The sequence below is a fragment of the Rhizobium sp. BR 250 genome (genome assembly GCF_047445855.1).
Classification (GTDB): domain Bacteria; phylum Pseudomonadota; class Alphaproteobacteria; order Rhizobiales; family Rhizobiaceae; genus Agrobacterium; species Agrobacterium tumefaciens_I.
The window spans coordinates 147,761-172,818 of the sequence record NZ_JARWKW010000003.1; the positions used below are offsets into that span (position 1 = coordinate 147,761).

The following is a 25,058-nucleotide window of genomic DNA, read 5'->3' on the forward strand; positions in this document are numbered from 1 at the left end:
AAGGGGAGTTTCGCGTCCGCCATGGCATTGTCTGCCAGCCTTTTGCTGCGTCAAAACCAGTCTCTTGTGATGACACCGCAACTGATGCAGTCCATCCAGCTGCTTCAGATGACGCATTTTGAGCTGACGCAGTTCATCGCGCAGGAGGTGGAGCGCAATCCGCTGCTGGAAATTGCGGCAAACGATGGCGATTTGGGCGGCGAGACTTCAGCGGAGGCGGAAACTTTCAGCGACGGCGAAGCTTTGGACGCGGCCGCCAGGGTGACGCCGGACAGCGACGACTGGTATGGGGACCGCGCCACCAATCTTGGCGAGCAGCTCGACACCAGCTTCGAAAACGTCTTTCCCGATGATGGCGAACCGAGAAAGGCCGATGCGCCCGAACTGGCGAGCCAATGGAAATCCATGCCCGGCCAGGAGTCGGGAGAAAGCTACGACCTGGACGACTTCGTCGCGGCCCGACAGAGCCTTGGCGACCATCTCAATCAGCAACTGCCGCTCGCCATCTCCGCCGCCGAGGACCGGATGATTGCCGATGCACTGATTGGCCAGCTCGACGAGACCGGCTATATCGCGGCGGATGCCGTCGATGACGTCGCCGAACGGCTGGGGGCCGCCCCATCGGCGGTGGCGCAGGTTTTGAAAACGCTTCAGGGTTTTKACCCCCCCGGCATATTTGCGCGCTCGCTGAGCGAATGTCTGGCGATCCAGCTCGCCCAGAAGGACCGGCTCGACCCGGCCATGCGGGCTTTTGTGGACAATCTCGAGCTTCTGGCGAAACGTGATTTCGCCGCCCTGAAAAAACTCTGCGGCGTCGATGAGGAAGACCTTCTCGACATGCTGGCGGAAATCCGCACGCTCAATCCCCGTCCCGGCGCAGGTTACGATTCGATGGTTTCGGAGACCATCGTTCCCGACATCATCGTGCGCGCTTCCTCCACCGGCGGCTGGCTGGTGGAGATCAATCCCGATACCCTGCCGCGCGTGCTCATCAACCAGAGCTACTTCGCGGAGGTTTCAAAACATAAGGCCCGCGCCGGAGAGGACCAAGATTTCCTGGCCGAGTGCATGCAGACGGCCCATTGGCTGACCCGCAGCCTCGACCAGCGTGCCCGGACGATCATGAAGGTCGCCACCGAAATCGTACGGCAGCAGGATGCCTTCCTCGTCAACGGCGTCGACCATCTGCGCCCGCTGAACCTCAAGACGGTGGCCGACGCCATCAAGATGCATGAATCCACCGTCAGCCGGGTGACGTCGAAGAAATACATGCTGACACCGCGCGGATTGTTCGAGCTGAAATATTTCTTCAGCGTGTCGATCAGCGCCGTGGAAGGCGGCGACAGCCATTCGGCGGAAGCGGTGCGTCACCGCATCAAGGCCATGATCGCGCAGGAAGCCGCCGAGGCAGTCCTTTCCGACGATGATATTGTCGACAATCTGAAAAAGAGCGGCATCGATATCGCCCGCCGCACCGTCGCCAAATATCGCGAGGCGATGAACATTCCCTCCTCCGTGCAGCGGCGCCGGGAAAAGAAGGCGCAAGCCAAGCTCTCCGCCTTCTGAGCAATGAACCTGATCACGTTTATGGCGGTTTTTTGCCGCACCATTGACTCTTGCCACGGCAAGGGCTAGAAGCCCGCCGCACACGTAAGCAAGGTCATTTGTAACGGAATAATCTCCACCGTCCATGGGCGTAAAATTCGAATGGGGGCTTTTTAAGGTCTTCGAAACGCTTGGATGCGCGCGCGGCTTGACGTAAGCTGGTACTCGCAAATCACTACAAAAAGGAAAATTTCCATGAGTGTGCGTGTATCTGGTAAACATATGGAGATCGGTGAATCTTTCCGCCAGCGGATCGAGGACAATATAGGTCTGGCGGTTACCAAATACTTCGATGGGGGGTATTCAGGCCAGGTGACCGTGGAGAAGTCCGGATCGCGTTTTGCCGCCGATTGCAAGCTGCATCTCGATACCGGCGTTGTGTTGCATGCGGCGGGTCAGGCAAATGATCCACAAGCCAGCTTCGATGCCGCTGCAGAGCGGATTGAAAAGCGCCTGCGTCGCTACAAGCGCAAGCTGAAGGACCACCACAGTGGTTTGAACGGCGCGCTGTCGGAAATCGCCTATACGGTGATGGATGCTGTTCCCGATGAGGACCACGAGGTTCCCGAAGACTATGCACCCACCATCGTGGCGGAGAGTTCGAAACAGATTAAGACCATGTCCGTCGCCAGTGCCGTTATGGCGCTCGACATGACCGATGAGCCGGTTCTGCTGTTCCGCAGCCCCGGCAAGGAATATCTCAACATCGTTTACCGGCGTCACGACGGCAATATTGGCTGGATCGACGCGGAAACGATCAAGAGCTGAACAGTCTGACAAGACATGGGAGGCAGAGCGCAACGCGTGTCTGCCTCCTGCATCGTCTCGATGGCATGAAGGAAAAAGAGAATGGCGTTGGCAGATTTGCTGCAACAAGATGCGATTATTCCCGCCCTCAAGGTGAATTCCAAAAAGCAATTGCTTCAGGAGCTGGCTGCAAAGGCAGCCAGAATTACCGGAGTCTCGGAACGGGAAGTTTTCGACGTCATCCTCCAGCGTGAGAAACTTGGCTCCACCGGTGTGGGCCACGGCATTGCCATTCCGCATGGCAAGCTCAACAGCATTCATCAGATCACTGGCGTTTTCGCGCGCCTTGAAACGCCGGTCGATTTCGAAGCGCTGGACGACCAGCCGGTCGACCTGGTTTTCCTGCTGCTCGCGCCCGAGGGCGCTGGCGCGGATCACCTGAAGGCGCTGTCCCGCATTGCGCGCGCATTGCGTGACCCCGAACTGGTGGCCAAGCTGCGTGCCACCGATTCCGATACGGCAATCTACGCCTTCCTCAATCAGGAACAGGCGACGGCGGCTTGATCGCAAGCCGATCCCCTCAGTGTAATGGCAATAAAAAACGCGCCCTTAAGGCGCGTTTTTTTGTGACGTAAGGACAAATGCCTTACGCATCCTTTTCATTGAGAGACGACGTGCCCGGCTCCGCCGAGGCGGCGGTCTCCACCTTCGGTCCGCCCTTGGCGACACCGACCATGGCGGGACGCAGCACACGGTCACCAATCGTGAAGCCGGCCTGAACCACCTGCAGCACGGTATTGTTCGGAACCGCCGGGTTCGGAATTTCGAACATGGCCTGATGGAAATTCGGGTCGAACTTCTGGCCCTCGGCATCTATCTTCTTCACGCCATGGCGTTCCAACGTCGACAGCATCGAGCGCTCGGTCATCTCGACGCCTTCGATCAGGCCGTTGAGACCGGCTTCGCCATTGGTCTTGAGTTCGTCCGGAATGGCTTCCAGCGCGCGGCGAAGATTGTCGGAAACGGCGAGCATGTCGCGCGCAAAACCGGCCAGAGAATAGGCCTTTGCATCCTTGACATCGCGTTCCGTGCGGCGGCGAAGATTGTCCATTTCGGCCGCAAGGCGCAGGAATTTGTCGCGCAGATCGGCATTTTCCGCCTTGAGCAGCTCGGCCGGATCGGGCTCGGCAGCATCAGCGGGCTCTTCCCCGGCAAATGCGGGTTCAATAAGCTCTTCGGCGACGTCCGCGTCAGGTCCGGGCTTTTTTGTATCGTCGGTCATGACGTTCTCCAGATTTGAATGTTGTCGGTTGCGCCCGATATCGAGCTTTGACGGGCAAAAATCAAGGCTTGCGGCGAAAAGCTTGCCGCATTCTCCGACCTTGCGGGTCTGTCCTATCTCTGCTTGCGGGAAAGGCGCGCCATGATCTGCGCCGTGTAATCCACCATGGGCACGATGCGGGCATAGTTCAGCCTGGTGGGACCGATGACGCCGACCGCACCCACGACGCGGTTTTCCTCGTCGCGATAGGGCGCGACGATCAGCGACGAACCGGAAAGCGAAAAGAGCTTGTTTTCCGAGCCGATGAAAATCCTCACCCCCGAACCGCTTTCGGCAAGATTGAGTATCTCGATCAGATTTTCCTTGCGCTCCAGATCGTCGAACAGCAGGCGTACACGATCGATGTCTTCCTCACCGGCCAGCCCTTCGAGCAGGTTGGAGCGGCCGCGAACGATGAGCCGCCCGAGCTTGCCTTCCTCATTGTCACCCGCCCAGACCGCCAGACCACGCTCCACGAGATCCTGCGCCAATATGCCGAGTTCCGATCGCAGCTCCGCCCGCTGTGTCTGGAACTGGCCACGCAGTTCCTGCAACGTCTGCCCGGACAGATGGGCATTGATGAAATTCGCCGCCTCGGTCAATTGCGAGGAGGAAATGCCGGCCGGCAGTTCGATGATGCGGTTTTCGACCTGATTGTGGTCGCCCACCAGCACGGCGAGCGCCTTGGTGGGCTCCAGCCTGATGAATTCCACATGTTTGAGGATGACGTCGTTCTTCGCTGTCAATACAAGGCCCGCGCCTCGCGACATGCCTGAGAGCATGCGGCTCGCTTCCGTCAACAAGCCTTCCAGCGATTGTTCGTGGCCGGCGACCGGCCCGATCTGACGGTCGATATTCGCCCTTTCCTCGGCCGGCAGATCGCCCACCTGCATGAAGGCATCAACGAAGAAGCGCAGCCCCGTCTGCGTGGGCAAGCGCCCGGCGCTGATATGCGGCGAATAGATGAGGCCAAGCTCCTCCAGGTCGCTCATGACGTTGCGGACGGAGGCCGGAGACAGCGACATCGGCAAAAGCCGCGACAGGCTGCGTGATCCGAGCGGCTCACCCGTATCGAGATAGCCTTCGACGATGCGCCTGAAAATTTCCCGAGACCGTTCATCCAGCAGTGATGCCTGATCTTTTGATAGCGGTGCGGAAAAACCCATTTCGTCCGTTCTTTGTCGTTCAAACCAGCTTGCACCAATATAATGCGTTGCAACGCCGCGGCAAAATGGAAATTGGCTTTGCAAAAGCCCGGAGCGCACCTTAGAAGGCAGGAACCAACATGGAGAGTGGATCATATGCGGCCTTCAGGCAGAAAAACCGACCAGATGCGCAAGGTTTCCTTCGAGCGCAATTTCTCGAAACATGCCGAAGGCTCCTGTCTCGTGAAATTCGGCGACACGCATGTGCTCGTCACCGCCAGCCTTGAAGAAAAGACGCCGCCATGGCTTCGCAACAGTGGCAAGGGCTGGGTCACCGCCGAATACGGCATGCTGCCGCGCTCCACCCATGAACGCATGAAGCGCGAGGCCGCATCCGGCAAGCAGGGCGGCCGCACGCAGGAAATCCAGCGCCTCATCGGCCGCTCGCTGCGTGCCGTTGTTGACCTGCAGGCTCTCGGCGAGCGTCAGATCAGCATCGACTGCGACGTCATCCAGGCCGATGGCGGCACCCGCACCGCCTCCATCACCGGCGCATGGATTGCCCTGCATGACTGCCTGAAATGGATGGAAACCCGCAACATGATCAAGGTCGAGAAGGTTTTGAAGGACCACATCGCCGCGATCTCCTGCGGCATCTTCGCCAACCAGCCGGTGATCGATCTCGATTATCTTGAGGATTCCTCCGCCGAAACCGATGCGAATTTCGTCATCACCGGCTCCGGCGGCATCGTCGAGGTTCAGGGAACGGCAGAAGGCGCCCCCTTCTCCGAGGAAGAATTCCTGACGCTGCTCGGTCTTGCCAAGGCCGGATGCAGCGAGCTGGTCTCCCTTCAGAAACAGGCCATCGCCTGAGCCGACAGGAAAACGCCATGCGCAAGCTCGATACCAGAACGATCGTCGTCGCCAGCCACAACAAGGGCAAGATTGCCGAAATCGCCGATCTGATCGGACCTTTCGGTTTTTCGGCCAAATCGGCGGCGGAGCTGAATTTTGTAGAGCCGGACGAAACGGGCACGACCTTCGAGGAAAATGCCGCCATCAAGGCGCTTGCCTCCGCAAAGGCATCTGGCCTGCCGGCTTTGTCCGACGATTCCGGTCTGGTGATCGATGCGCTTGACGGTGCTCCCGGTGTATATACCGCCAATTGGGCAGAGACGGCCGACGGTACGCGCGATTTCGCCATGGCGATGCAGAAGGTCGAGAATGCGCTTGCCGAGCGTGGCGCATCCAAACCGGAAGATCGCACCGGCCGCTTCGTCAGCGTGCTGTGCCTGGCCTGGCCGGATGGGCATGTCGAATATTTCCGTGGCGAGGTGGAAGGCACGGTGGTATGGCCGCCGCGCGGAACGAGCGGTTTCGGTTATGATCCCGTCTTTAAACCCGAGGGATACGACACCACATTCGGCGAAATGAGCGCGGATGAAAAACACGGCTGGAAACATGGCGATGCTTTCGCACTTTCTCACCGCGCCCGCGCGTTTAAAAAATTCGTAGAAACCTGCCTGGAGGCATGAACCCGATGGTCGGGGAGCACCAACTTTCTGCCCCCGGCGCATCGCTTCTGCCGGATACGGGCGATCCCGGTTTCGGGATCTATCTGCATTGGCCCTTCTGCGCGGCCAAATGCCCCTATTGCGATTTCAACAGCCATGTCCGCCACCGGCCGGTGGATCAGGAACGGTTTACTGCGGCCTTTCTCCGTGAAATGGAGCACATGCGGACGCTGAGCGGCCCGCGTGTCGTGACCAGCATCTTCATGGGCGGCGGTACACCATCGCTGATGGACCCGCAGACGGTCGGCGCCCTGCTGGACGGCATCTCGCGCTTCTGGCATGTGCCTGACGGTATCGAAATCACCATGGAAGCCAACCCTTCCAGCGTCGAGGCGGAACGGTTTCGCGGTTATCGGGCGGCAGGCGTCAATCGTGTCTCGCTCGGCGTGCAGGCGCTGAATGACCGGGACCTGAAATTCCTCGGCCGCCTGCATGATGTTGCCGACGCCTTGAAAGCCATCCGCCTGGCACGGGAAATCTTTCCGCGCATGTCCTTCGATCTCATCTATGCGCGCCCGAACCAGACGGTCGCCGAATGGGACGCCGAGTTGAAGGAGGCTGTCTCCTATGCCGTCGACCATCTGTCGCTCTACCAGCTGACGATCGAGGAAGGCACGCCCTTTTATGGCCTGCACAAGGCCGGCAAACTCATCGTGCCGGATGGCGAACATTCGGCCGTGCTTTATGAGGCTACGCAGGAAATCACCGAGCGTTACGGCATGCCGGCCTATGAGGTTTCCAACCACGCCCGGCCCGGCGCCGAAAGCCGCCATAACCTCACCTACTGGCGTTACGGTGATTATGCCGGCATCGGCCCCGGTGCGCATGGACGCCTGACACGAGGCGCTTCCAAGCTCGCCACCGCCACCGAGCGGCACCCCGAGACCTGGCTCGAAACCGTTGAGCGGGAAGGCCATGGCATGGTCGATCAGGAATTGCTCGGTGTCGATGAACAGGCTGATGAATTGCTGCTAATGGGCCTTCGCCTGCGTGAAGGCATCGATCTCGCCCGCTGGAGCGATCTTTCCGGCCGCGACCTCGATCCGGAGAAGGAGGAATTCCTTCTGCAACACGGTTTCGTGGAAAGGCTCGGCAATTCCCGGCTGCGCTGCACCCCATCGGGCATGCTCATTCTGGACGCGGTCGTCGCCGATCTCGCCTGCTGAACCCAGCGCCACCCTGCTTACACCCAATAAACAATAAAAAAGCGGCCCGAAGGCCGCTTTTTTCATGCGTTGTTTTCGTTGATCAGGCGTTTCAGCAGCTCAACCTCGTGGCCGAGCTTGGTGTCGCCGGAAATCAGTTCCTCGATCTTGCGCACCGCATGCAGAACCGTGGTGTGGTCGCGACCGCCAAAACGGCGACCGATCTCCGGGAAGGAGCGTGGTGTCAGCATCTTGGCCAGATACATGGCGATCTGGCGTGGCTTGACGATGACGCGGGTGCGGCGGTTGGAGACCAGCTCCTGCCGCGACACATTATAGTGCTTGGCAACGATGCGCTGGATATCCTCGATGCGCACGCGCTTGGCCTCACCGGTTCCGACGAGGTGCGACAGCAGCTCATCGACACGATCAACCGAGAGGTTCGGCTCGAAAGAACGGCGGAACATCAGCTGGTTGAAGGCGCCTTCAAGCTCACGACCGCTTGCCGTCACGCTCTTGGCCACATGGGTCAGGATTTCGTCGGAAATCTCGAAGGACGGATCATCCTGGCGCGCCGAGCCGAGGCGACGGTTGAGCATTTCATAACGCATATCGTAATCGGGACCTTCGATCTCGATCGCCATGCCGCCCTGCAGACGGGACCGGACGCGCGGATCGAGCGATTCCAGCTCCCAGGGTGCACGATCAGCCGCAACCACGACCTGCTTGGCGCTGTCGAGCAGCATGTTCAGCAGGTGGCAGAATTCGTGCTGGATCATCTTGCCCTGCAGGAACTGCATGTCGTCGATGACGAGCAGGTCGATATTGCGCAGCGTGTCCTTCAGCGTCAGGGCGTCATTGTCGCGGATCGCAGTCGCAAAACGCCACATGAAATATTCAGCCGTCAGATAGACCACGCGCGGATTACGCGGGCTGTCGATCGCCGCATTGGCAATGGCCTGCAGAAGATGTGTCTTGCCAAGGCCGACACCCGCATGAATGAACAGCGGATTAAAGCGCACGGCACCGGCACCGGCTTCGGCGATCGTCTTAGCCGCCGCAAGCGCAACGCGGTTGGACGAGCCTTCGACAAAGGTGTCGAAGGTGAAACGTGTGTCGAGTGGCGAGCCGAACAACGGCCCGGAACCACCCTGACGCAGGGTCGCCTGCGCTGCCGCAGGCTGTGCTGCGGGCGCCGCCGCCGGCTGCGACGGAATGAAGGACTTGTTACGCGGTGCCGCGCCAATTTCCGGAACCGGATGTGCCCGCTCTTCGGCCTGCGCCGGACGGACCGGGCGGCTCGCCGAACGGACGAGAATCTCCACCTTCAGCACGTCCGGGTCTTCGCTCTGGACGAGGTTGGTGATCAGATCCATGTAACGGTTGTTGATCCAGGACTTCAGAAAAGTCGTCGGAACGGTAAAGCGGACGACGCTTTTCGAAACGGTATGGAGTTTGAGCCGTGCGAACCAGCTTGCATAGACCTCCGGACCAACCTGTGCCTTGAGCCGCGCGCTAAAACGTTCAAACAGCGCATCGTGCTTCATTGCCGATTTGTCCCCTGCCGCATCTGAGCAAGCTGCATCACATGCCTTTGGTGCGCGGTCCCCATCAGCCACCGCACCCATCGCCAAATTCAATTGCATATTGCCGCCTTTCAAATTGCCAATCATAGCCTGACGACCAAAGATCGATCGCCAGGGATCCCCCTCGTTTATTTCTGCCCCCAGCGTTCCCCTCGAAAGAACGTCAAAGGCGACTACCCGTTTGCGAGTCGGTTATCCCATTTCCCTCCCCCTCATGGAGAGGCCTGCGACACGCTAAAAACGCTCCTTTCGTTACAACCTTAAGGCGCATTCTTGAGGACAAAAAACCCCTGCCCGTTCCGAGACCGAAACGGCACAAAAAGCTCCATGACCTGAAAAAACGGACCCCGAAAGACCCGTCAGCAAGAGATCAATATCATCGATACGATCATCGAGATAATCTGTGGACTGAGATCCGCATCCCTTGTTGGAATGCATTTAGGCAGGATCGTGGGGAGAGATCAATGGCGTTTTTTCTGCAAAAACTCAGATCGGCCATTGACTCGCAAAGGCCGTTTTGCATCACCGACGAGGTGCGAAGCAGAATCGCTTATGAATCAATGAGATTCAATTTTGGCAATTTTTGAGAGCTGTTTTTACCGAAAAAATAAAAATCTGCTTGACTCAAAACTAGCCGCGACTTCCGTAGAGAAAGCTTCCCATTTTCCGGGAGACCTCCAGCAAGCACTTGTTTTTATTTAAGTTTTCCTGTCGTCCATCTGACACGCATTTGTCACGTTACGGCAGCAATGGTTAACGGGCGGTTAGAATCACAAAAAGCCCGGTCAAAAGACCAGGCTTTTAGAATAATTATTTGTGATTAGCCGGATTAGGCGGAAAGAGCCTTCACGCGCTGTGCGAGACGCGACACCTTGCGAGATGCGGTGTTGCCGTGCAGGACGCCCCTGGTCGCGGCGCGCTGGATCTCAGGCTGAGCTGCCTTCAGAGCTTCGGTGGCGATTGCGAGATCACCGGTAGCGATTGCTTCCTCGACCTTGCGGATGAAGCCGCGAACGCGCGAACGGCGAGCCTTGTTGACTGCGGTACGGCGAGCGATCTTGCGGGTCGCCTTTTTCGCCGAAGTTGTATTGGCCATGTATGCCTCTCTTCGAATTCAAACCAAATTCCGCAACCAGAGGATCGGGTCGTTCGACGACCTCACGTAACCCAAGAATGCGGGAGTAATTTCGGACAAGCCGGATGGCTTTCCTTAACCGTGGGCGGGCATATACCGCTAAAGCTTGAGCCCGTCAACGCGCAAAATGCTTAAAAGCGCCGATATTCCGAATCCTTAGCGATTCCGGAAAGCGGGTTTACGCTTTTCAACGAAGGCAGCCATGCCCTCCTTCTGGTCCGCCGTGGCAAAGAGTGACTGGAAGGCGCGTCTTTCATATCTCAGCCCCTCGGCAAGCGGGACTTCGAAGGAGCGGTTGACGCTTTCCTTGGCCATCAGAACGGAAGCACGCGACAGGGAAGCGATGCGGGTTGCGGCCTCCACCGCCTCGTCCATGAAGTCTGCAGCCGGCACGACACGCGATACGAGACCAGCGCGCTCGGCTTCCGCCGCATCCATCATCCGGCCGGTCAGAACCAGGTCCATGGCCTTTGCCTTGCCCACCGCCCGCGTCAGACGCTGGGAACCGCCCATGCCGGGAATGACGCCAAGGGTGATTTCCGGTTGGCCGAACTTCGCCGTGTCCGAAGCGATGATAAAATCGCACATCATCGCCAGTTCGCAGCCGCCGCCGAGCGCAAAGCCGGAAACAGCGGCGATAACGGGTTTGCGGGTCGCCGCAACATCGTCCCAGCCGCCGAGAAAATCGCCGACATAGGCATCGACAAAATCCAGCCCCTGCATTTCCTTGATGTCGGCCCCTGCGGCAAATGCCTTTTCCGAGCCGGTGATAATGATGGCGCCAATGGAGTCATCGGCAGAAAATGAAGACAGAATGTGCCGCAGCTCTTTCAGAAGCACCGAATTGAGGGCGTTGAGCGCCTTGGGGCGGTTGAGCGTGATGACGCCCACCTCATCGCGTTTCTCGACCAGTATCATTTCATAGTCCACGGCAATCTCCCCTTCTCCGTAACTTGCAGCACTGTCACTTCTGGCAGGCGGCACAATAGAATGTCGAACGACCGGCCTGCACCACCCTTTCAACCGTACCCCCGCAGCCGGGTGTCCGGCAAGGCTGGCCTTCCTGATCGTAGACCGAAAAGGAATGCTGGAAATAACCAAGCGTCCCATCCGTCTGTATATGGTCACGCAGGGAGGAACCGCCGGCAGCAATGGCATCGGCGATCACGTCGCGGATTTTGTCCGTCAGATCGATGAGCTGCGCTTTCGGCTTGCCACCCTTCGTCACCAGCGTTCCCGCCGCCCGCAAGGGAGAAAGATGGGCGCGCCACAGCGCCTCGCAGACATAGATATTGCCCAACCCGGCAATGACCTTCTGATCCAGCAGCGTGCTTTTGAGCGGCTGGCTTTTGCCCTCAAACCGGCTCGCCAGATAATCGGCGCTCAGCGCATTGCCCGTCGGCTCGGGCCCAAGCTCGGCAAAGGCAGGGTAAAGATCGAGCTTGTTGCGCTCCACCAGATGCATGAAACCGAAGCGGCGCGGATCATTATAGATCACGCAGACGCGCTCTTCTCCTTTATCCAGATAAAAGACGACATGGTCATGCTTGCCGTCTTTCGAGCGAGCATGATGAAACGCGCCGGGCGCATCACCACCCTCACCCTTTTCCGCCTCGATGCGGAACGAGCCGGACATGCCGAGATGCGACACGATCGTCAGCCCACCCTCCAGCTCGATGAGAAGATATTTCGCCCTGCGCCCGAGCGATATGATCGTCTTTCCCTCAATGAGCCCTGCGAAATCCGCAGGAAACGGAAAACGCAGATCGGGGCGGCCGAGATGGAGCTTACGGACCCTTGCGCCTTCCATGGCGGGTGCGAGGCCGCGTCTGACGGTTTCGACTTCTGGCAATTCTGGCATCTGGCTTATCCGGCAGTTTATCGTTAGGACCATGTGGTCTATACAGTGCACGCGAAATGTCGCGCCCAGGCGATGCGGCAACAGATAGCGTTGCCATGGCGTTTCCGCTATGGTCCGCCACGCAATAAATTATGGAGACAGACGATGACCGACGCCCGTACCACCGCCCAAGGCGGCATGGAAACGTCCTATGGCTTCCACAAGGTGGACGAAGGCAGGAAGCAGGGGCTGGTCAACGAAGTCTTCCACAAAGTGGCCAAACGCTACGACATCATGAATGACGTGATGTCGGCCGGCCTGCACCGGCTGTGGAAAGACGCCATGGTCTCTTCGCTTTCGCCACGCAAGGATGCGTCCTACAAGGTTCTGGACGTTGCGGGCGGCACCGGCGATATCGCCTTCCGCATCATCGAAGCGTCCAACCGTCTGGCGCATGCCACCGTTCTCGACATTAACGGCTCGATGCTGGCCGTCGGCGAAGAACGTGCGGCAAAAAAGAAGCTCTCCGACAATCTGACCTTCGTGGAGGCCAATGCCGAGGAACTGCCTTTCGAGGCAAACAGTTTCGACGCCTATACGATCGCGTTCGGCATTCGCAACGTGCCGCGCATCGATGTTGCGCTGAAGGAGGCGCACCGTGTGTTGAAGCGTGGCGGACGGCTGCTGGTGCTGGAATTTTCCGAGGTCGAAATGCCGCTGCTTGACCGCGTTTATGACGCCTGGTCGTTCAATGCCATTCCGCAATTCGGCAAGATGATCACGGGTGACGCCGAGCCTTATCAATATCTGGTCGAATCGATCCGCAAATTCCCCAATCAGGAAGACTTCGCGACGATGATCCGCTCGGCCGGCTTCTCCCGCGTGACCTATACCAATTACACCGGCGGCATCGCCGCCCTGCATTCCGGCTGGAAGCTCTAAGACCATGGCCGGCAGACGCAGGAGACAAGCATAAGCATGAGTACTTTGGGCGCATATTTCCGCCTCGCAAGGGTTGGCTGGGTTCTCGTGCGCGAAGGCGTCGTGCTGGCCCTGCCGTCCGATGACCTGCCTGCTCCCGCCCAATTATTGAAAGCGGCGCTGAAGCCCTTCGCCCGCAGCAAGGCGAAACGGGCGCAGCGAAGCGACCGGCTGGCCGTGGCTGTCGAACGGCTTGGGCCTTCTTATGTGAAAATGGGCCAGTTTCTTGCCACCCGGCCGGATGTGGTGGGTGCCGACTTCGCCGACGATCTCGCGAGCCTTCAGGACCGCATGGCCTTTTTCCCGGCGGCCGCGGCGAAGGCCAATATCGAGGGCTCGCTCGGACGGTCGGTATCTGATCTCTACAGGGAATTCGGCGATCCGATTGCCGCCGCCTCCATCGCCCAGGTGCATCCGGCCATGGTGGATACGCCGAAGGGGCCGCGCAAGGTGGCCGTCAAGGTCATCCGCCCCGGCGTGCGCCAGCGTTTCCAGAACGATCTCGAGGCGATGTATCTGATCGCCGATCTGCAGCAGCGTTTCGTCCGCTCCGCCCGCCGCCTGCGCCCGGTCGAGGTTACCCGCACGCTGGAGCAGACGACCAAGATCGAGATGGATCTGCGGCTCGAGGCCGCCGCGCTTTCCGAACTTGCGGAAAATACCAGACAAGATCCCGGCTTCCGTGTTCCGGAAGTGGATTGGGAACGCACCGGCCGCGATGTCGTCACCATGGAGTGGATCGACGGCGTCAAGATGTCGGACATCGAAGGGTTGAAGGCCGCCGGTCACGACCTGAACAAGCTGGCCGACACGCTGATCCAGTCCTTCCTGCGGCACACGCTGCGCGACGGTTTTTTCCATGCCGACATGCATCCCGGCAATCTCTTCGTTGATGCCGAGGGCGAGATCGTCGCCGTGGATATGGGCATTGCCGGACGCCTCGGCAAAAAGGAACGCCGCTTCCTTGCCGAAATCCTCTATGGCTTCATTACGCGTGACTACATGCGGGTGGCGGAAGTGCATTTCGAGGCCGGTTATGTGCCGGGCCATCACGATAAAGCCAGCTTCGCCCAGGCGATCCGCGCCATTGGCGAGCCGATCCACGGCCAACCGGCCGAGACGATCTCCATGGGCAAGCTTCTGACGCTGCTCTTCGAAGTGACCGAGCTTTTCGACATGGAAACGCGGCCGGAACTCGTCATGCTGCAAAAGACCATGGTGGTGGTGGAAGGCGTGTCGCGCATGCTCAACCCCCGCTTCAACATGTGGAAGGCGGCCGATCCGGTCGTCGGCGGCTGGATCAGGGACAATCTCGGGCCGAAGCGCATCGTCACCGATCTGAAGGACGGCGTAAAGGCCGCTCTCAAGCTCGCCGAAGCGGCACCCGAGATCGCCGCCAAGACGGAAAAACTGCATTCCGAACTGATGTATATGAGCGAGAACGGCCTGCGTTTCGACGCGCAGACAGCGGAAGCCATCGGCAAGGCGGAAGCGCGCAACACCAAATGGGGGCGCATCGCGCTCTGGGTGATCGCACTGACGCTTGTCTACATTGCGATCAGGGTGAGCTGACGGGCGGCTAGTGCCATGTTTGTGTAACGTATTGGAGCGATAAGAGCCTGATCTTCAAGCGAGACAGGTAATCGATGCGGGTAAGGGCTGCTTTGATGCCTGCGCGGAATTGCGCGGGTCGTTGAGAGCCGAATGATGCCGGACGGGATTTGAGTTTCATGGCAAAAACGCAGGTAATAAAACAGGCCCTTTCCTATTCTTCGTGGCCGCTCGTCTTCGTCGGCGGCCTCGTGGGGTCCTATTTCGCTTTCACGGGCAGCCATCCCATCGCGGCCTTTCTGGCCGTTTATGCGGGCGCGGTTCTGAGCCTGTTTCTTCTCGAGCGCTACATTCCCTATGAAGTCGAATGGCTTGAGGGCGACGGCGAGACCATGACCAGCATCGGCCACACGCTTTTGACCAAGGGGCTCGTGCAACTTGCCGCCGCAGCAGCGGCAATCTTCCCGATGCTGGCCGCCAATGTGCTGCAGCCGCTGGCGGCGATGCGCTTCGACATGTGGCCGTCTCATCTGCCGATGATCGTTCAGGTGGCGCTGGCGGTGACGATTGCCGAGTTCGGTCTCTACTGGGCCCACCGCATCGCGCATGAAACCGTGTTCTTCTGGCGCTTCCACGCGCTGCATCACAGTGTCGTGCGGCTCTGGGTCGTCAATACCGGCCGGTTCCACGTGGCCGATTCCCTGTTCAAGATCGCGCTCAGCCAGATTCCGCTCTATTTCATGGGTGCGCCGCTTCAGGTCTTCTGGTGGCTGGGTGCCGTGACCGCATTCATCGGTATCCTGACCCATTGCAATGTCGATATGAAAACGGGGCTGCTCGATTATGTCTTCAGCACCCCGCGCCTGCATCGCTGGCACCATTCGAAACAGCTTCCGGAAGGCAATACCAATTACGGCGAGAATCTCGTCATCTTCGATATAATCTTCGGATCCTACCATAATCCCGACCGGCCCTCTTCCACCGATATCGGCATCAAGGGTCAGATCGCAAAAGGGTTTGTGCCGCAGCTCCTGCAGCCCTTCACCAAGGAAGGCGTCCGCCAGATCATCGGCAAGGACAAGAACGTCAATTGACGCAAGTTACCGGCTGAGCGCGGTGTCGATCACGATGCCGAGCTCGCCCCGCAGCTTTTTTGTCAGGCCGGCTGCGACAAGCTCATAGGAACGGCGCACATAGTGTTCCAGTTCCTCCTGCTCGAGCGGCGAATGATCACCAATCGACACCCATTTGCGTTTGGCGAAATAAGGCGCCTGAGCGATGCCTTCAAGCGAGGTGAGGATTTCAAAACTCTCTTCCGAGCATTTCACCACCAGCCGCCAGTCCTCCCGCTCGCCCAGCACCGCAAAGACCTTGTCGCCCACCTTGGCGACATGCGAATCCCATTGATCGACGAACCTCACGCCCGGCCATTCGCCAAGCACCCTGTCGAATGTCTTGCGACCGAAAAAGGTCATGCGAGTTTCTCCGCGATAAGGCTGGCCAGACGTCTTGCGACGTCCGCCTTGTCGAGATCCGGCCAGGCCTCGACACCATCAGCCGAAATGATCTTCACGCTGTTGCGGTCTCCGCCCATGATGCCGGTCTCGGCCGAGACATCGTTCGCGACAATATAATCCGCACCCTTGCGCTCCAGCTTGGCGCGGCCGTTTTTCTCGACATCCTGCGTTTCGGCGGCGAAACCCACCACAAGCCTTGGACGCTTTTCATGATGGCCGACGGTCTTGAGAATATCCGGATTCTCCGTCAGCTGCAGCGCCGGTGGCGCATCGCCCGGCTGCTTCTTGATCTTCTGTTCCGATGAGCCCATCACCCGCCAGTCGGCGACTGCAGCGACCATGACGGCGATATCCGCCGGGAGCCGCGAAATCACCGCATCGCGCATTTCTTCGGCGCGCTCGACATGGATCGTCGTGACCCCGGCCGGATCGGCGATGGTGACGGGGCCGGAAACCAGCGTGACCTTTGCGCCCAATTCCGCCAGAGCCGCCGCAATGGCATGGCCCTGCTTGCCGGAAGAGCGGTTGGCGATATAGCGCACCGGATCGATCGGCTCATGCGTCGGGCCGGAGGTGACGATCGCCGTTTTGCCTTCGAGCGGCTTCGGACCACCATCCAGCAATGACTCAACGGCTTCGACGATCTGCAAAGGCTCCGCCATGCGGCCAAGGCCCGCCTCGCCCTTCTCCGCCATCTCGCCGGCCATGGGCCCGATGAAAAACACGCCATCCTTCTTCAGGGTTTCGACATTGCGCGCCGCCGGCTTCGCCGTCCACATTTTCGGGTTCATGGCGGGTGCTACCAGCACCTTGCGGTCGGTCGCCAGAAGCACCGTGGAAGCGAGATCGTCGGCCAGGCCATGCGCCATCTTCGCCATCAGATCGGCGGTGGCGGGKGCCACCAGCACAAGGTCACAATCGCGCGCCAGCCGGATATGGCCGACATCCTGCTCATCCTGCCTGGAAAAAAGCTCGGTAAAGACGTGAGTGGCGGAAAGCGCACCGACCGCAAGCGGCGTGACGAATTCCTGCGCGCCCTTGGTCATGACCGGCGTCACCTTCGCGCCGCGCTCTTTCAGGCGGCGGATAAGATCGAGGCTCTTATAGGCCGCGATGCCGCCGGAAATGATGAGGAGAATATGTTTGCCTGAAAGCGTCATGATGCCGGACCAGTTTCCCGTTTCACCGGGAAACTAAGCCCTTGGCATTCAAAGTGCAATCCGGCTGATATCACGCCGCCTTGGCGACGTGATATTCCTTGATCGCGACCATCTTGATCGCCGGAAAACGCTCGGATTCGTAACGCAGCGAGAAGGCATCCTGCGCCAGAAACACCGGATCGCCATCGAGATCGCGGGCAATATCGCCACGCTTGACGTTGAGGAACTTGTCCATTTCCGCCGGCTGATCGGAAGAAATCCAGCGGCAGACCGAAAAGCGCGACATTTCGAAGGAGACCGGCAGGCCATATTCGCCCATCAGCCGCTCCTTCAACACATCGAGCTGCAGCGCGCCGACGACACCGACAATGGCCGGCGAGCCATCTTCCGGCGAGAAAAGCTGCACGACGCCTTCTTCCGCCATCTGCTGCAGGGCTTCCTTCAGCTTCTTCGCCTTCATGGCATCTTCCAGACGCACGCGGCGCAGGATTTCCGGCGAGAAGTTCGGAACGCCCTGGAAAACGAGATTTTCACCTTCGGTCAGCGTATCACCGATGCGCAGCGTGCCATGGTTCGGGATGCCTACCACGTCACCCGCAAAGGCGGTATCGGCCAGCTGGCGCTGCGAGGCGAAGAAGAACTGCGGCGCAGTGAGGCCCATCTGCTTGCCGGTGCGAGCAAGCCGCGCCTTCATGCCGCGCTCCAGCTTGCCGGAGCAGATGCKGGCGAAAGCGATACGGTCACGATGGTTCGGGTCCATATTGGCCTGAATCTTGAAGACGAAGGCCGTCATTTTCTCTTCAGCCGCATGTACGGTGCGGGTATCCGCCACCTGATCGCGCGGCGGCGGCGCAAAATCGCCAAGCGCATTGATGAGGTCACGCACACCGAAATTGCGCAGCGCCGAACCGAAGAACACCGGCGTCATATGGCCTTCAAGAAAAGCCTGGCGGTCAAAGGGACGGCAGGCTTCCAGCGCAAGCTCCGTTTCTTCGACAAAAAGCTGACGTTCATTTTCCGGCAGACGATCGGCAACCGCCTGCGGACCGTTGACGGCCATGGCCTCCACCTGCGTATCGACGCCTCGGAACGTATTGTCGGCAAGATTATAGGCGCCACAGAAGATTTTAGCGCGACCGACCGGCCAGGTGATGGGCGCGGTGTCGAGCGCGAGCTTCTCCTCGACCTCATCCAGAATCTCGAAGGGGTCGCGGCTTTCGCGGTCCATCTTGTTGATGAAGGTGATGATCGGGATATCGCGCATGCGGCAGACTTCGAAAAGCTTCAGCGTGCGCGGCTCGATACCCTTGGCGGCGTCGATGACCATGATCGCCGCATCCACCGCCGTCAGCGTGCGGTAGGTATCATCGGCGAAGTCTTCGTGGCCGGGCGTATCGAGAATGTTGAAGACCCGGTCGTTATACTCGAAGGTCATGACCGAGGTGACGACCGAAATACCACGCTCACGCTCGATCTTCATCCAGTCCGAACGGGTCTGGATACGGTCCTTCTTCGCCTTCACCTCACCGGCAAGCTGGATCGCTCCGCCGAACAGCAGCAGCTTTTCGGTAAGCGTGGTCTTACCCGCGTCCGGGTGCGCGATAATAGCAAAGGTGCGGCGGCGGGAGACCGCCTCGGCAAGTGTTTCGGCCATCTGACAAATCCTGTGGAATTGCGGGCTATCTAGCGTTTCAGGCCCGCATTTGCAATTGACCTTGCCGCGATCTCGGCAAACTAATGCCCCATGACCGTTCAAAACGACAATCGCCCCCCTCTCCGCCTCGTCCGCCTCGCCAATGGCGCAGGCCTCGATTTGCCCTCTTATGAAACCGGCGGCGCCGCCGGCATGGACCTGCGCGCGGCAGTGTCCGCAGGTGAACCGCTGACCCTGAAACCCGGTGAACGGGCGCTGGTGCCGACCGGTTTCATCTTCGAGGTTCCTCAAGGGTATGAGGCGCAGATCCGCCCCCGCTCCGGCCTCGCCATCAAGAACGGCATTACCTGCCTCAACTCCCCCGGCACGGTGGACAGCGATTATCGCGGCGAGGTGAAGGTCATTCTCGCCAATCTGGGGCAGGATGATTTCGTGATCGAACGCGGCATGCGCATCGCGCAGATGGTGATCGCGCCGGTGACGCAGGTGACCGTAAGCGAGGTGACGGAAACATCCGAGACGGTGCGCGGTGCCGGCGGTTTCGGCTCCACCGGCGTTTAGCGACACCGCTTACCCGCCACGCGGCACTGCCCTGTTCCGCTTCAAGATGGGGCGCGCGGGCTGATTGTCTTTACCCGGCAATTTCGCTATGGATTTGGCGGATTTTCCGGGAAACACGATCATGACGCTGACCACCATTCTTGCCTATGCCACCGCCCTCTTCATTGCTGCCGCCATTCCCGGCCCCGGCATGACGGCGATCGTGGCGCGGGCGCTGGGATCTGGCTTTCGCGAGACCTTCTTCATGGGTCTCGGGCTGATACTGGGTGACATGATCTATCTTACCGGCGTGATATTAGGGCTCGCCTTTGTGGCGCAGACCTTTCAGGAAGCTTTCATGATCCTGAAATTCGCGGGCGCAGCCTATCTGCTCTATATCGCCTGGAAGCTCTGGACCGCCGGTCTGTTGCCGCAGGATCTGAAGGCTAAAAAAAGCTCCAGCATGTCCATGTCGTTCCTGTCCGGCCTGCTGATCACGCTCGGCAACCCGAAAACCATGCTGTTTTATGTGGCGCTGGTGCCGACGCTGATCGATATCCGCATGATCGGGCCATCGGAATATGCGACACTTCTTGCCCTGACCTTCGTTGTGCTGATGGCCGTTCTCCTGCCTTACATCGTGCTTGCGGCCAAGGCACGCAACCTGCTGAAACGGCCAAGCGCCCTGACGATCCTCAACCGTACGGCGGCCGGCATTCTTGCCGGAACGGCGACCATGATCGCGATCCGCAGCACCTGAAATAAATTCGTGCGCCGATCACACTTTCCGTAAAATTATTCCTGTCATTTCGCTACATTAGGATGAACGTTCGCTAGCCTGAGAGGGCTATTGCTCCTATTCTGCCGCTCAAATCTTGCGGTCTTCATACAGGAGAGCATCATGCCCGAAGCCAGAAAGCCCGGACGCGGACGCGTCTATTCCTCGATCACGGAAACAATCGGCGACACGCCGATCGTGCGGCTCGACAAGCTGGCGAAAGAAAAGGGCGTGAAGGCCAACCTGCTTGCCAAGCTGGAATTCTTCAACCCCATCGCTTCGGTGAAGGACCGCATCGGTGTTGCCATGATCGAAGCGCTCGAGGCGCAAGGGAAGATCACCCCCGGCAAGACTACGCTGGTGGAGCCGACCTCAGGCAATACGGGCATCGCGCTCGCCTTCGCCGCCGCCGCCAAGGGGTACAAGCTGATCCTGACCATGCCGGAAACCATGTCGGTCGAACGCCGGAAAATGCTGGCCCTGCTGGGTGCCGAGCTGGTGTTGACCGAAGGTCCGAAGGGCATGAAGGGCGCGATCGCCAAGGCGCAGGAATTGGCCGAGACCCTGCCTGACGCCGTCATTCCGCAGCAATTTGAAAACCCCGCCAACCCGGATATTCATCGCAGAACGACCGCGGAAGAAATCTGGAACGATACCGAGGGTACCGTCGACATTCTCGTCTCCGGCATCGGCACCGGCGGCACGATCACCGGCACGGGTCAGGTTCTGAAATCCCGCAAGCCAGAGGTGAAGGTTGTCGCGGTCGAGCCGGCCGACAGCCCGGTTCTTTCCGGCGGAAACCCCGGCCCGCACAAGATTCAGGGCATCGGTGCCGGTTTTGCACCCGCGATCCTCGACACCGGCATCTATGACGAAATCGTCACCGTAACCAATGATGAAGCTTTCGAAATCGCGCGTCTGGCGGCGCGGCTCGAAGGCGTGCCGGTCGGCATTTCCTCGGGTGCAGCACTGGCTGCCGCCATCAAGGTTGGCGCACGTGAGGAAAATGCCGGCAAGAACATCGTCGTCATCATTCCTTCCTTCGCGGAACGTTATCTTTCGACCGCGCTTTTCGAAGGGCTTGGACTCTGACCATGCCATCCGGTGCGCAGTCGCGCACCCAATGAGTGAACATTTCGATATGCCGCCGGCTGCCGGTGGCATGTCGGTTTTAAGACGCCTTACATTCAGCCGCGCCCGTGCGATGTTCTTCAAATCTCTTTTTGGCTGTCCTTAATATGCAAGCATCACGGTTCTAGGCCGCCACCGTCAGCCTTTCGCCTGCGATACGATAAGAAACCGCTTCCGCCACATGGATGCGGCCGACGGTCTGCTTGCCATCCAGATCCGCAAGCGTGCGGGCAACCTTGAGAATGCGATGATAACCACGCGCGGAAAACTTCAGCCGCTCGGCGGCGTCGCGCAGCAATTGCAGCCCGGAGGCATCCGGTTCGGCATATTTTTCGATTAGCGTCGTTGTGCAGCGGGCATTGGTGCGGATGGACGGGAACCCCGCCGCCGCATAACGTTCCTGCTGTACAAGCCGAGCCTGGGCAACACGTGCGGCGACTACCGCACTTGGCTCGGACGCAGCGGGTCGGATGAGATCGGTGGCGGAAACGGCGGGAACGTCAATGCGAATATCGATGCGATCCAGCAGCGGCCCGGAAATGCGGGCCTGATAATCGGCCACACAACGCGGGCCTCGGGCGCAGGTGAAGCCCGGTTCTCCCGCCATACCGCAGCGGCACGGGTTCATGGCAGCCACGAGCTGAATTTCGGCGGGATAACTGACGCGATGATTGGCCCTTGCGATGATGCATTCGCCGGTTTCCAGCGGCTGGCGCAACGCATCCAGCACCTGCGGCGAAAACTCCGGAAATTCATCCAGAAACAGGACGCCGTGGTGGGCAAGCGAGGCCTCACCCGGCTTGGCGCGCAAGCCGCCGCCGATCAGCGCCGCCATGGTGGCGGAATGGTGCGGCGTGCGAAATGGTCTGCGGTCCGAGAGCTTGCCGCCCGATAGTTGGCCGGCAATGGAATGCACCATCGATACTTCCAGCAGTTCCGCCACCTCCAGCGGCGGCAGGATGGAGGGCAAGCGGGCGGCAAGCATCGACTTGCCCGAACCGGGCGGCCCGACCATCAGCAAATTGTGCTACATTAATCACGTCACTTCTGATATGGAACGCCGATCATGACGAAAGCATATTCATATATTCGCTTTTCCACTCCCGAACAGGCTCAGGGTGATTCCTTGCGCCGCCAGACAGCGAAGGCGGAGGCTTGGGCGCGAGAGCGCGGACTTACCTTGGACAACTCTCTTCGCGACCTTGGCGTAAGCGCGTATCACGGCGCGAATCGGACGACTGGCGCGCTTCGTTCGTTTCTTCAGATGGTGGAGGACGGCAGGATAGAACGGGGGTCGTACCTCATCGTTGAAAGCCTAGATCGCATCTCTCGCGAGGCGGTCATGGATGCGGTTACCAGGCTGCTCGACTTGATCCGGGCAGGGATTATCGTTGTCACACTCAGCGATGGTCAGGAATACTCGGAGGACCGCCTACGCACGGACTGGACACCGTTGGTGTTCTCATTGATCGTCATGGCCCGAGCGCACGAAGAGTCCCGGATCAAGTCCGATCGCGTCAGCGAAGCATGGCGACAGAAAAAGGAGACGGCTCGCAAAGAAGGAAAGCCTCTGACGCCGAGGTGCCCGGAATGGCTGGAGGTTCGCGACGGCGCATTCGTGGAACGCCCGGAAAGGGTCGCGCTGGTCCGACGCATCTTTCAAGAGACGATCGAGGGATTCGGACGACGCGAGATCATGCGCCGTTTGAACGTAGAGGAAGTACCGACGTTCCGAGGCGGCAAAGGGTGGCATACTTCGAGCATCGCCAAAGTTATTCAGAGCCATGCGGTTCTTGGAGAGTACCAACCTCACAGTGGGACTCACAAGAATCGCAATCGGAAACCGGACGGCGATCCGATTCCAAACTATTACCCCCGCATCATAGATGATGAAACCTATTGGAGAGCTCAAAATGCCACCGAGGGACGGCGTCAAGCGGCGTCAGGAAGGAAGGGCCAGAAGGGGGCTCACATCCTCCAAGGCCTTGGCCGCTGTGCTTCCTGCGGTGGTCCCATGCATATCCAAAATAAAGGGGCGTTGCCCAAAGGTGGCATCTGGCTTGCCTGTTCGAGCAATCTTCGAAAAGCGGGTTGTGACAATGGCCGACGCATTCGGGTTGAACGCCTTGAGAGGGACTTGTTGACGGCGCTGCTTCACGTCGACGTTGCTGCTCTCGCCTCTTTGGATGATGAGACTCCTAAGCTGCTCCGGCAGATCGAAGCACTGAAAGCCAAACTAGCCGACGCGAACGCTCGACGCACTCGCTTGCTCTCAGTTTTTGCTAAGACAGGCGATGAAGAGGTCGAGGAGAACCTTGTTCAGGCTGCCTTGGAAGCGAAAAAATTTAAAGCTCAATTGAAAGAGCAAGAAAAGGCAGCGGCCAGCAGACAAGCCGATCCAGGCGTTATCGCGCGCTTAACTACGGCAAATGAACTATCCGGTCAGCTTGAAGAAGCAGACTTGGAGAAGCGTCGAGAACTCCGAATCAAACTGTCGTCTCTTTTGCGTGGACTGGTGGAGCGCGTAGAATGCCGACCCATCGGGCCAGTCATGATCCTCAAGCCGCGATTGGAAGTGCGGATGACGGCCGAACCCATGCCCTTCGCATTTCGGATGGACTATGGCGTTGTCTCAATGCTCCTTGAATCTCCCGTCAACAACGCTGCTTTGGATCAGTTCTTCCTCGGTCTAGGTGGCGCATCCGGAATGGAGTAATGGCATCTCCCGAGCGCTTGCGCGACGGCGATGAAACCCAGTCGCCCCGCGAGGGGCGTGAGGCCCTTCCCCGGGGGAGGGCCGCAGCACCGCCCGCGGGCGGGGTGGGGGATTTCATGCCGAAAGCAACGGAGCGGACCTCACCAACGATAAATTCTGTAATTCCCGAGGCTGCAAGGAACCCGGTTATCAACAAAAGTCATCAATTGTCTCGCCGCCATCCCACGTCAACCCCTGCGCCAGAGTGAACTCTTTCTCCGCACCCTCGCGGGAGAAGAACATCCCATGGCTTTCGTGAACGAAATATCCATTCTCGAATGTTATCCGCATTAATGACCATGGCTTGATTGCATCTTCACCATGCTCACCGAGAAGAAGGATGCTGCTGCCGTCGGGCGTCATAGCGGTATCGCCAATGGTGGTCTGCCCAAAGCGTGTAATGACCGCCACATCGCCGACGTACAATCCTTCGAAATAGGTAGCCAGTGGTGCATCTGAAGAAGTTGAAGGGCAGAGTGGGAAAAGTGCAGGAACCTTCCAGTTCCGCTGTAACGCACCTGGGGTTTCGGAGATAACAAGCGATCGTGATTGTGTGTTTTCGTAAGCCATCCGGTAGCCCTTCAAACAGATTCGTTAGATCGTTCACGCCCCATAACAGAAAGTAAAGCCTGAAGATCGCCATGACAGCACCGCCCTCGGGCGGGGTGGGGCATGAAAAGCATCACGCATTTGTACATGATAGCACCGCGAAATCGTTACGGTTGCGAAAGGTATTTTCGGCGCTTGACCTGTGCGCCATCGCACATGACCATAAAAAACACCGCATCAACGGGCTGGAACCCTCCGCGGTGTTTTTTCAAGGACAGGTTCATGATTGCCAACGGCGCGATTCTTGTAAAGCCCCCCATTTTTGAAGGTTGAGCCCGAGGCTG

Annotated in this window: 23 protein-coding genes and 1 pseudogene; 13 read left to right on the forward strand and 11 right to left on the reverse strand. The window is 59.1% G+C overall.

All coding sequences use genetic code 11. The features are described 5' to 3' along the window. The first annotated feature begins 21 nt into the window (after nucleotides 1-21). The 3 genes from rpoN (at nucleotide 22) to ptsN (ending at nucleotide 2,916) form a co-directional block, all read left to right on the forward strand. Nucleotides 22-1,566: an RNA polymerase factor sigma-54 gene (rpoN, locus tag QD336_RS05950; RefSeq protein WP_499169802.1), complete on the forward strand. Its 1,545-nt coding sequence runs from the start codon at nucleotides 22-24 to the stop codon at nucleotides 1,564-1,566. Nucleotides 1,567-1,800: 234 nt separating this feature from the next. Continuing rightward, on the forward strand, nucleotides 1,801-2,373 hold the full coding sequence (hpf, locus tag QD336_RS05955; protein ID WP_269341679.1) for a ribosome hibernation-promoting factor, HPF/YfiA family: 573 nt from the start codon (nucleotides 1,801-1,803) through the stop codon (nucleotides 2,371-2,373). Nucleotides 2,374-2,454: 81 nt separating this feature from the next. Further along, nucleotides 2,455-2,916, forward strand: coding sequence for a PTS IIA-like nitrogen regulatory protein PtsN (gene ptsN, locus QD336_RS05960; protein WP_003503792.1), 462 nt, complete (start codon nucleotides 2,455-2,457; stop codon nucleotides 2,914-2,916). An 82-nt stretch (nucleotides 2,917-2,998) separates the two neighbouring features. Here ptsN and grpE read toward each other — a convergent pair whose 3' ends face one another. Both grpE and hrcA read right to left on the reverse strand, forming a co-directional pair. Beyond that, nucleotides 2,999-3,634 carry a nucleotide exchange factor GrpE gene (grpE, locus tag QD336_RS05965; RefSeq protein WP_499169804.1) on the reverse strand — a complete coding sequence of 212 codons (636 nt, stop codon included), beginning with the start codon at nucleotides 3,632-3,634 and terminating at the stop codon, nucleotides 2,999-3,001. 113 nt (nucleotides 3,635-3,747) lie between these two features. Beyond that, nucleotides 3,748-4,839, reverse strand: a complete 1,092-nt coding sequence (hrcA, locus tag QD336_RS05970) for a heat-inducible transcriptional repressor HrcA (protein WP_499169805.1) — start codon at nucleotides 4,837-4,839, stop codon at nucleotides 3,748-3,750. A gap of 135 nt (nucleotides 4,840-4,974) precedes the next feature. On the opposite strand from hrcA, the gene rph reads away from it, so the two are divergent. Genes rph through hemW form a run of 3 tightly spaced genes read left to right on the forward strand, consistent with a single transcriptional unit; the run spans nucleotide 4,975 to nucleotide 7,558 of the window. Then, nucleotides 4,975-5,691 (forward strand): ribonuclease PH, encoded by a 717-nt coding sequence (rph, locus tag QD336_RS05975; protein ID WP_269341674.1) that lies wholly within the window; start codon nucleotides 4,975-4,977, stop codon nucleotides 5,689-5,691. 17 nt (nucleotides 5,692-5,708) lie between these two features. Further along, nucleotides 5,709-6,353, forward strand: coding sequence for an RdgB/HAM1 family non-canonical purine NTP pyrophosphatase (rdgB, locus tag QD336_RS05980; RefSeq protein ID WP_269341672.1), 645 nt, complete (start codon nucleotides 5,709-5,711; stop codon nucleotides 6,351-6,353). A gap of 5 nt (nucleotides 6,354-6,358) precedes the next feature. Continuing rightward, nucleotides 6,359-7,558: a radical SAM family heme chaperone HemW gene (hemW, locus tag QD336_RS05985; protein ID WP_006310172.1), complete on the forward strand. Its 1,200-nt coding sequence runs from the start codon at nucleotides 6,359-6,361 to the stop codon at nucleotides 7,556-7,558. 62 nt (nucleotides 7,559-7,620) lie between these two features. Here the strand turns inward: hemW and dnaA are convergent, their stop codons facing one another. The 4 genes from dnaA to mutM all read right to left on the reverse strand — a co-directional run bounded on the left by dnaA (nucleotide 7,621) and on the right by mutM (nucleotide 12,119). Next, nucleotides 7,621-9,084, reverse strand: a complete 1,464-nt coding sequence (gene dnaA, locus QD336_RS05990; protein ID WP_269342412.1) for a chromosomal replication initiator protein DnaA — start codon at nucleotides 9,082-9,084, stop codon at nucleotides 7,621-7,623. A gap of 868 nt (nucleotides 9,085-9,952) precedes the next feature. Further along, entirely contained in the window at nucleotides 9,953-10,219 is a 267-nt protein-coding gene (gene rpsT / locus QD336_RS05995) for a 30S ribosomal protein S20 (protein ID WP_269341670.1), read from the reverse strand. 195 nt (nucleotides 10,220-10,414) lie between these two features. Next, the gene (locus QD336_RS06000) at nucleotides 10,415-11,176 is read right to left on the reverse strand and encodes an enoyl-CoA hydratase (protein ID WP_499170025.1); all 762 of its coding nucleotides are present in this window, start codon (nucleotides 11,174-11,176) and stop codon (nucleotides 10,415-10,417) included. 46 nt (nucleotides 11,177-11,222) lie between these two features. Then, nucleotides 11,223-12,119 carry a bifunctional DNA-formamidopyrimidine glycosylase/DNA-(apurinic or apyrimidinic site) lyase gene (gene mutM, locus QD336_RS06005; RefSeq protein WP_499169809.1) on the reverse strand — a complete coding sequence of 299 codons (897 nt, stop codon included), beginning with the start codon at nucleotides 12,117-12,119 and terminating at the stop codon, nucleotides 11,223-11,225. A gap of 144 nt (nucleotides 12,120-12,263) precedes the next feature. Between mutM and ubiE the strand changes: the two genes are divergently transcribed. The 3 genes from ubiE to olsE all read left to right on the forward strand — a co-directional run bounded on the left by ubiE (nucleotide 12,264) and on the right by olsE (nucleotide 15,724). Further along, nucleotides 12,264-13,040 (forward strand): bifunctional demethylmenaquinone methyltransferase/2-methoxy-6-polyprenyl-1,4-benzoquinol methylase UbiE, encoded by a 777-nt coding sequence (ubiE, locus tag QD336_RS06010; protein WP_499169811.1) that lies wholly within the window; start codon nucleotides 12,264-12,266, stop codon nucleotides 13,038-13,040. A gap of 36 nt (nucleotides 13,041-13,076) precedes the next feature. Beyond that, nucleotides 13,077-14,651, forward strand: coding sequence for a 2-polyprenylphenol 6-hydroxylase (ubiB, locus tag QD336_RS06015; RefSeq protein WP_499169813.1), 1,575 nt, complete (start codon nucleotides 13,077-13,079; stop codon nucleotides 14,649-14,651). 158 nt (nucleotides 14,652-14,809) lie between these two features. Then, the gene (olsE, locus tag QD336_RS06020; RefSeq protein WP_499169815.1) at nucleotides 14,810-15,724 is read left to right on the forward strand and encodes an ornithine lipid hydroxylase OlsE; all 915 of its coding nucleotides are present in this window, start codon (nucleotides 14,810-14,812) and stop codon (nucleotides 15,722-15,724) included. 6 nt (nucleotides 15,725-15,730) lie between these two features. Here the strand turns inward: olsE and QD336_RS06025 are convergent, their stop codons facing one another. The 3 genes from QD336_RS06025 to QD336_RS06035 all read right to left on the reverse strand — a co-directional run bounded on the left by QD336_RS06025 (nucleotide 15,731) and on the right by QD336_RS06035 (nucleotide 18,961). Then, nucleotides 15,731-16,105: an MmcQ/YjbR family DNA-binding protein gene (locus QD336_RS06025; RefSeq protein ID WP_499169816.1), complete on the reverse strand. Its 375-nt coding sequence runs from the start codon at nucleotides 16,103-16,105 to the stop codon at nucleotides 15,731-15,733. Beyond that, nucleotides 16,102-17,307, reverse strand: coding sequence for a bifunctional phosphopantothenoylcysteine decarboxylase/phosphopantothenate--cysteine ligase CoaBC (gene coaBC / locus QD336_RS06030; RefSeq protein ID WP_499169817.1), 1,206 nt, complete (start codon nucleotides 17,305-17,307; stop codon nucleotides 16,102-16,104). The genes QD336_RS06025 and coaBC overlap by 4 nt, the downstream gene beginning before the upstream one ends. 70 nt (nucleotides 17,308-17,377) lie before the next feature. Then, nucleotides 17,378-18,961 carry a peptide chain release factor 3 gene (locus QD336_RS06035; RefSeq protein ID WP_499169819.1) on the reverse strand — a complete coding sequence of 528 codons (1,584 nt, stop codon included), beginning with the start codon at nucleotides 18,959-18,961 and terminating at the stop codon, nucleotides 17,378-17,380. Nucleotides 18,962-19,051: 90 nt separating this feature from the next. Here QD336_RS06035 and dut point away from each other — a divergent pair, with 90 nt between their 5' ends. From dut to cysK, 3 genes are all read left to right on the forward strand, one after another. Next, entirely contained in the window at nucleotides 19,052-19,522 is a 471-nt protein-coding gene (dut, locus tag QD336_RS06040) for a dUTP diphosphatase (protein WP_499169820.1), read from the forward strand. Between the two features lie 121 nt (nucleotides 19,523-19,643). Beyond that, entirely contained in the window at nucleotides 19,644-20,261 is a 618-nt protein-coding gene (locus tag QD336_RS06045; RefSeq protein WP_499169822.1) for a LysE family translocator, read from the forward strand. A gap of 141 nt (nucleotides 20,262-20,402) precedes the next feature. Further along, nucleotides 20,403-21,371 (forward strand): cysteine synthase A, encoded by a 969-nt coding sequence (cysK, locus tag QD336_RS06050; RefSeq protein ID WP_269341655.1) that lies wholly within the window; start codon nucleotides 20,403-20,405, stop codon nucleotides 21,369-21,371. Between the two features lie 163 nt (nucleotides 21,372-21,534). On the opposite strand, the pseudogene QD336_RS06055 reads toward cysK, so the two are convergent. Next, nucleotides 21,535-22,437, reverse strand: a pseudogene (locus QD336_RS06055) (YifB family Mg chelatase-like AAA ATPase); the annotation flags it as partial. 39 nt (nucleotides 22,438-22,476) lie between these two features. Between QD336_RS06055 and QD336_RS06060 the strand changes: the two are divergent. Continuing rightward, nucleotides 22,477-24,126: a recombinase family protein gene (locus QD336_RS06060; protein ID WP_499169824.1), complete on the forward strand. Its 1,650-nt coding sequence runs from the start codon at nucleotides 22,477-22,479 to the stop codon at nucleotides 24,124-24,126. A 189-nt stretch (nucleotides 24,127-24,315) separates the two neighbouring features. Here the strand turns inward: QD336_RS06060 and QD336_RS06065 are convergent, their stop codons facing one another. After that, nucleotides 24,316-24,735, reverse strand: a complete 420-nt coding sequence (locus QD336_RS06065) for a hypothetical protein (protein WP_333898015.1) — start codon at nucleotides 24,733-24,735, stop codon at nucleotides 24,316-24,318. Nucleotides 24,736-25,058: the final 323 nt, after the last annotated feature.

Bases quoted from the DNA above. Each gene is read 5' to 3' on its own strand.
- hpf (WP_269341679.1), top strand. From the start codon at position 1,801: ATGAGTGTGCGTGTATCTGGTAAACATATGGAGATCGGTGAATCTTTC.
- ptsN (WP_003503792.1), top strand. From the start codon at position 2,455: ATGGCGTTGGCAGATTTGCTGCAACAAGATGCGATTATTCCCGCCCTC.
- grpE (WP_499169804.1), bottom strand. From the start codon at position 3,634: ATGACCGACGATACAAAAAAGCCCGGACCTGACGCGGACGTCGCCGAA.
- hrcA (WP_499169805.1), bottom strand. From the start codon at position 4,839: ATGGGTTTTTCCGCACCGCTATCAAAAGATCAGGCATCACTGCTGGAT.
- rph (WP_269341674.1), top strand. From the start codon at position 4,975: ATGCGGCCTTCAGGCAGAAAAACCGACCAGATGCGCAAGGTTTCCTTC.
- rdgB (WP_269341672.1), top strand. From the start codon at position 5,709: ATGCGCAAGCTCGATACCAGAACGATCGTCGTCGCCAGCCACAACAAG.
- hemW (WP_006310172.1), top strand. From the start codon at position 6,359: ATGGTCGGGGAGCACCAACTTTCTGCCCCCGGCGCATCGCTTCTGCCG.
- dnaA (WP_269342412.1), bottom strand. From the start codon at position 9,084: ATGAAGCACGATGCGCTGTTTGAACGTTTTAGCGCGCGGCTCAAGGCA.
- rpsT (WP_269341670.1), bottom strand. From the start codon at position 10,219: ATGGCCAATACAACTTCGGCGAAAAAGGCGACCCGCAAGATCGCTCGC.
- QD336_RS06000 (WP_499170025.1), bottom strand. From the start codon at position 11,176: ATGATACTGGTCGAGAAACGCGATGAGGTGGGCGTCATCACGCTCAAC.
- mutM (WP_499169809.1), bottom strand. From the start codon at position 12,119: ATGCCAGAATTGCCAGAAGTCGAAACCGTCAGACGCGGCCTCGCACCC.
- ubiE (WP_499169811.1), top strand. From the start codon at position 12,264: ATGACCGACGCCCGTACCACCGCCCAAGGCGGCATGGAAACGTCCTAT.
- ubiB (WP_499169813.1), top strand. From the start codon at position 13,077: ATGAGTACTTTGGGCGCATATTTCCGCCTCGCAAGGGTTGGCTGGGTT.
- olsE (WP_499169815.1), top strand. From the start codon at position 14,810: ATGGCAAAAACGCAGGTAATAAAACAGGCCCTTTCCTATTCTTCGTGG.
- QD336_RS06025 (WP_499169816.1), bottom strand. From the start codon at position 16,105: ATGACCTTTTTCGGTCGCAAGACATTCGACAGGGTGCTTGGCGAATGG.
- dut (WP_499169820.1), top strand. From the start codon at position 19,052: ATGACCGTTCAAAACGACAATCGCCCCCCTCTCCGCCTCGTCCGCCTC.
- QD336_RS06045 (WP_499169822.1), top strand. From the start codon at position 19,644: ATGACGCTGACCACCATTCTTGCCTATGCCACCGCCCTCTTCATTGCT.
- cysK (WP_269341655.1), top strand. From the start codon at position 20,403: ATGCCCGAAGCCAGAAAGCCCGGACGCGGACGCGTCTATTCCTCGATC.
- QD336_RS06060 (WP_499169824.1), top strand. From the start codon at position 22,477: ATGACGAAAGCATATTCATATATTCGCTTTTCCACTCCCGAACAGGCT.
- QD336_RS06065 (WP_333898015.1), bottom strand. From the start codon at position 24,735: ATGGCTTACGAAAACACACAATCACGATCGCTTGTTATCTCCGAAACC.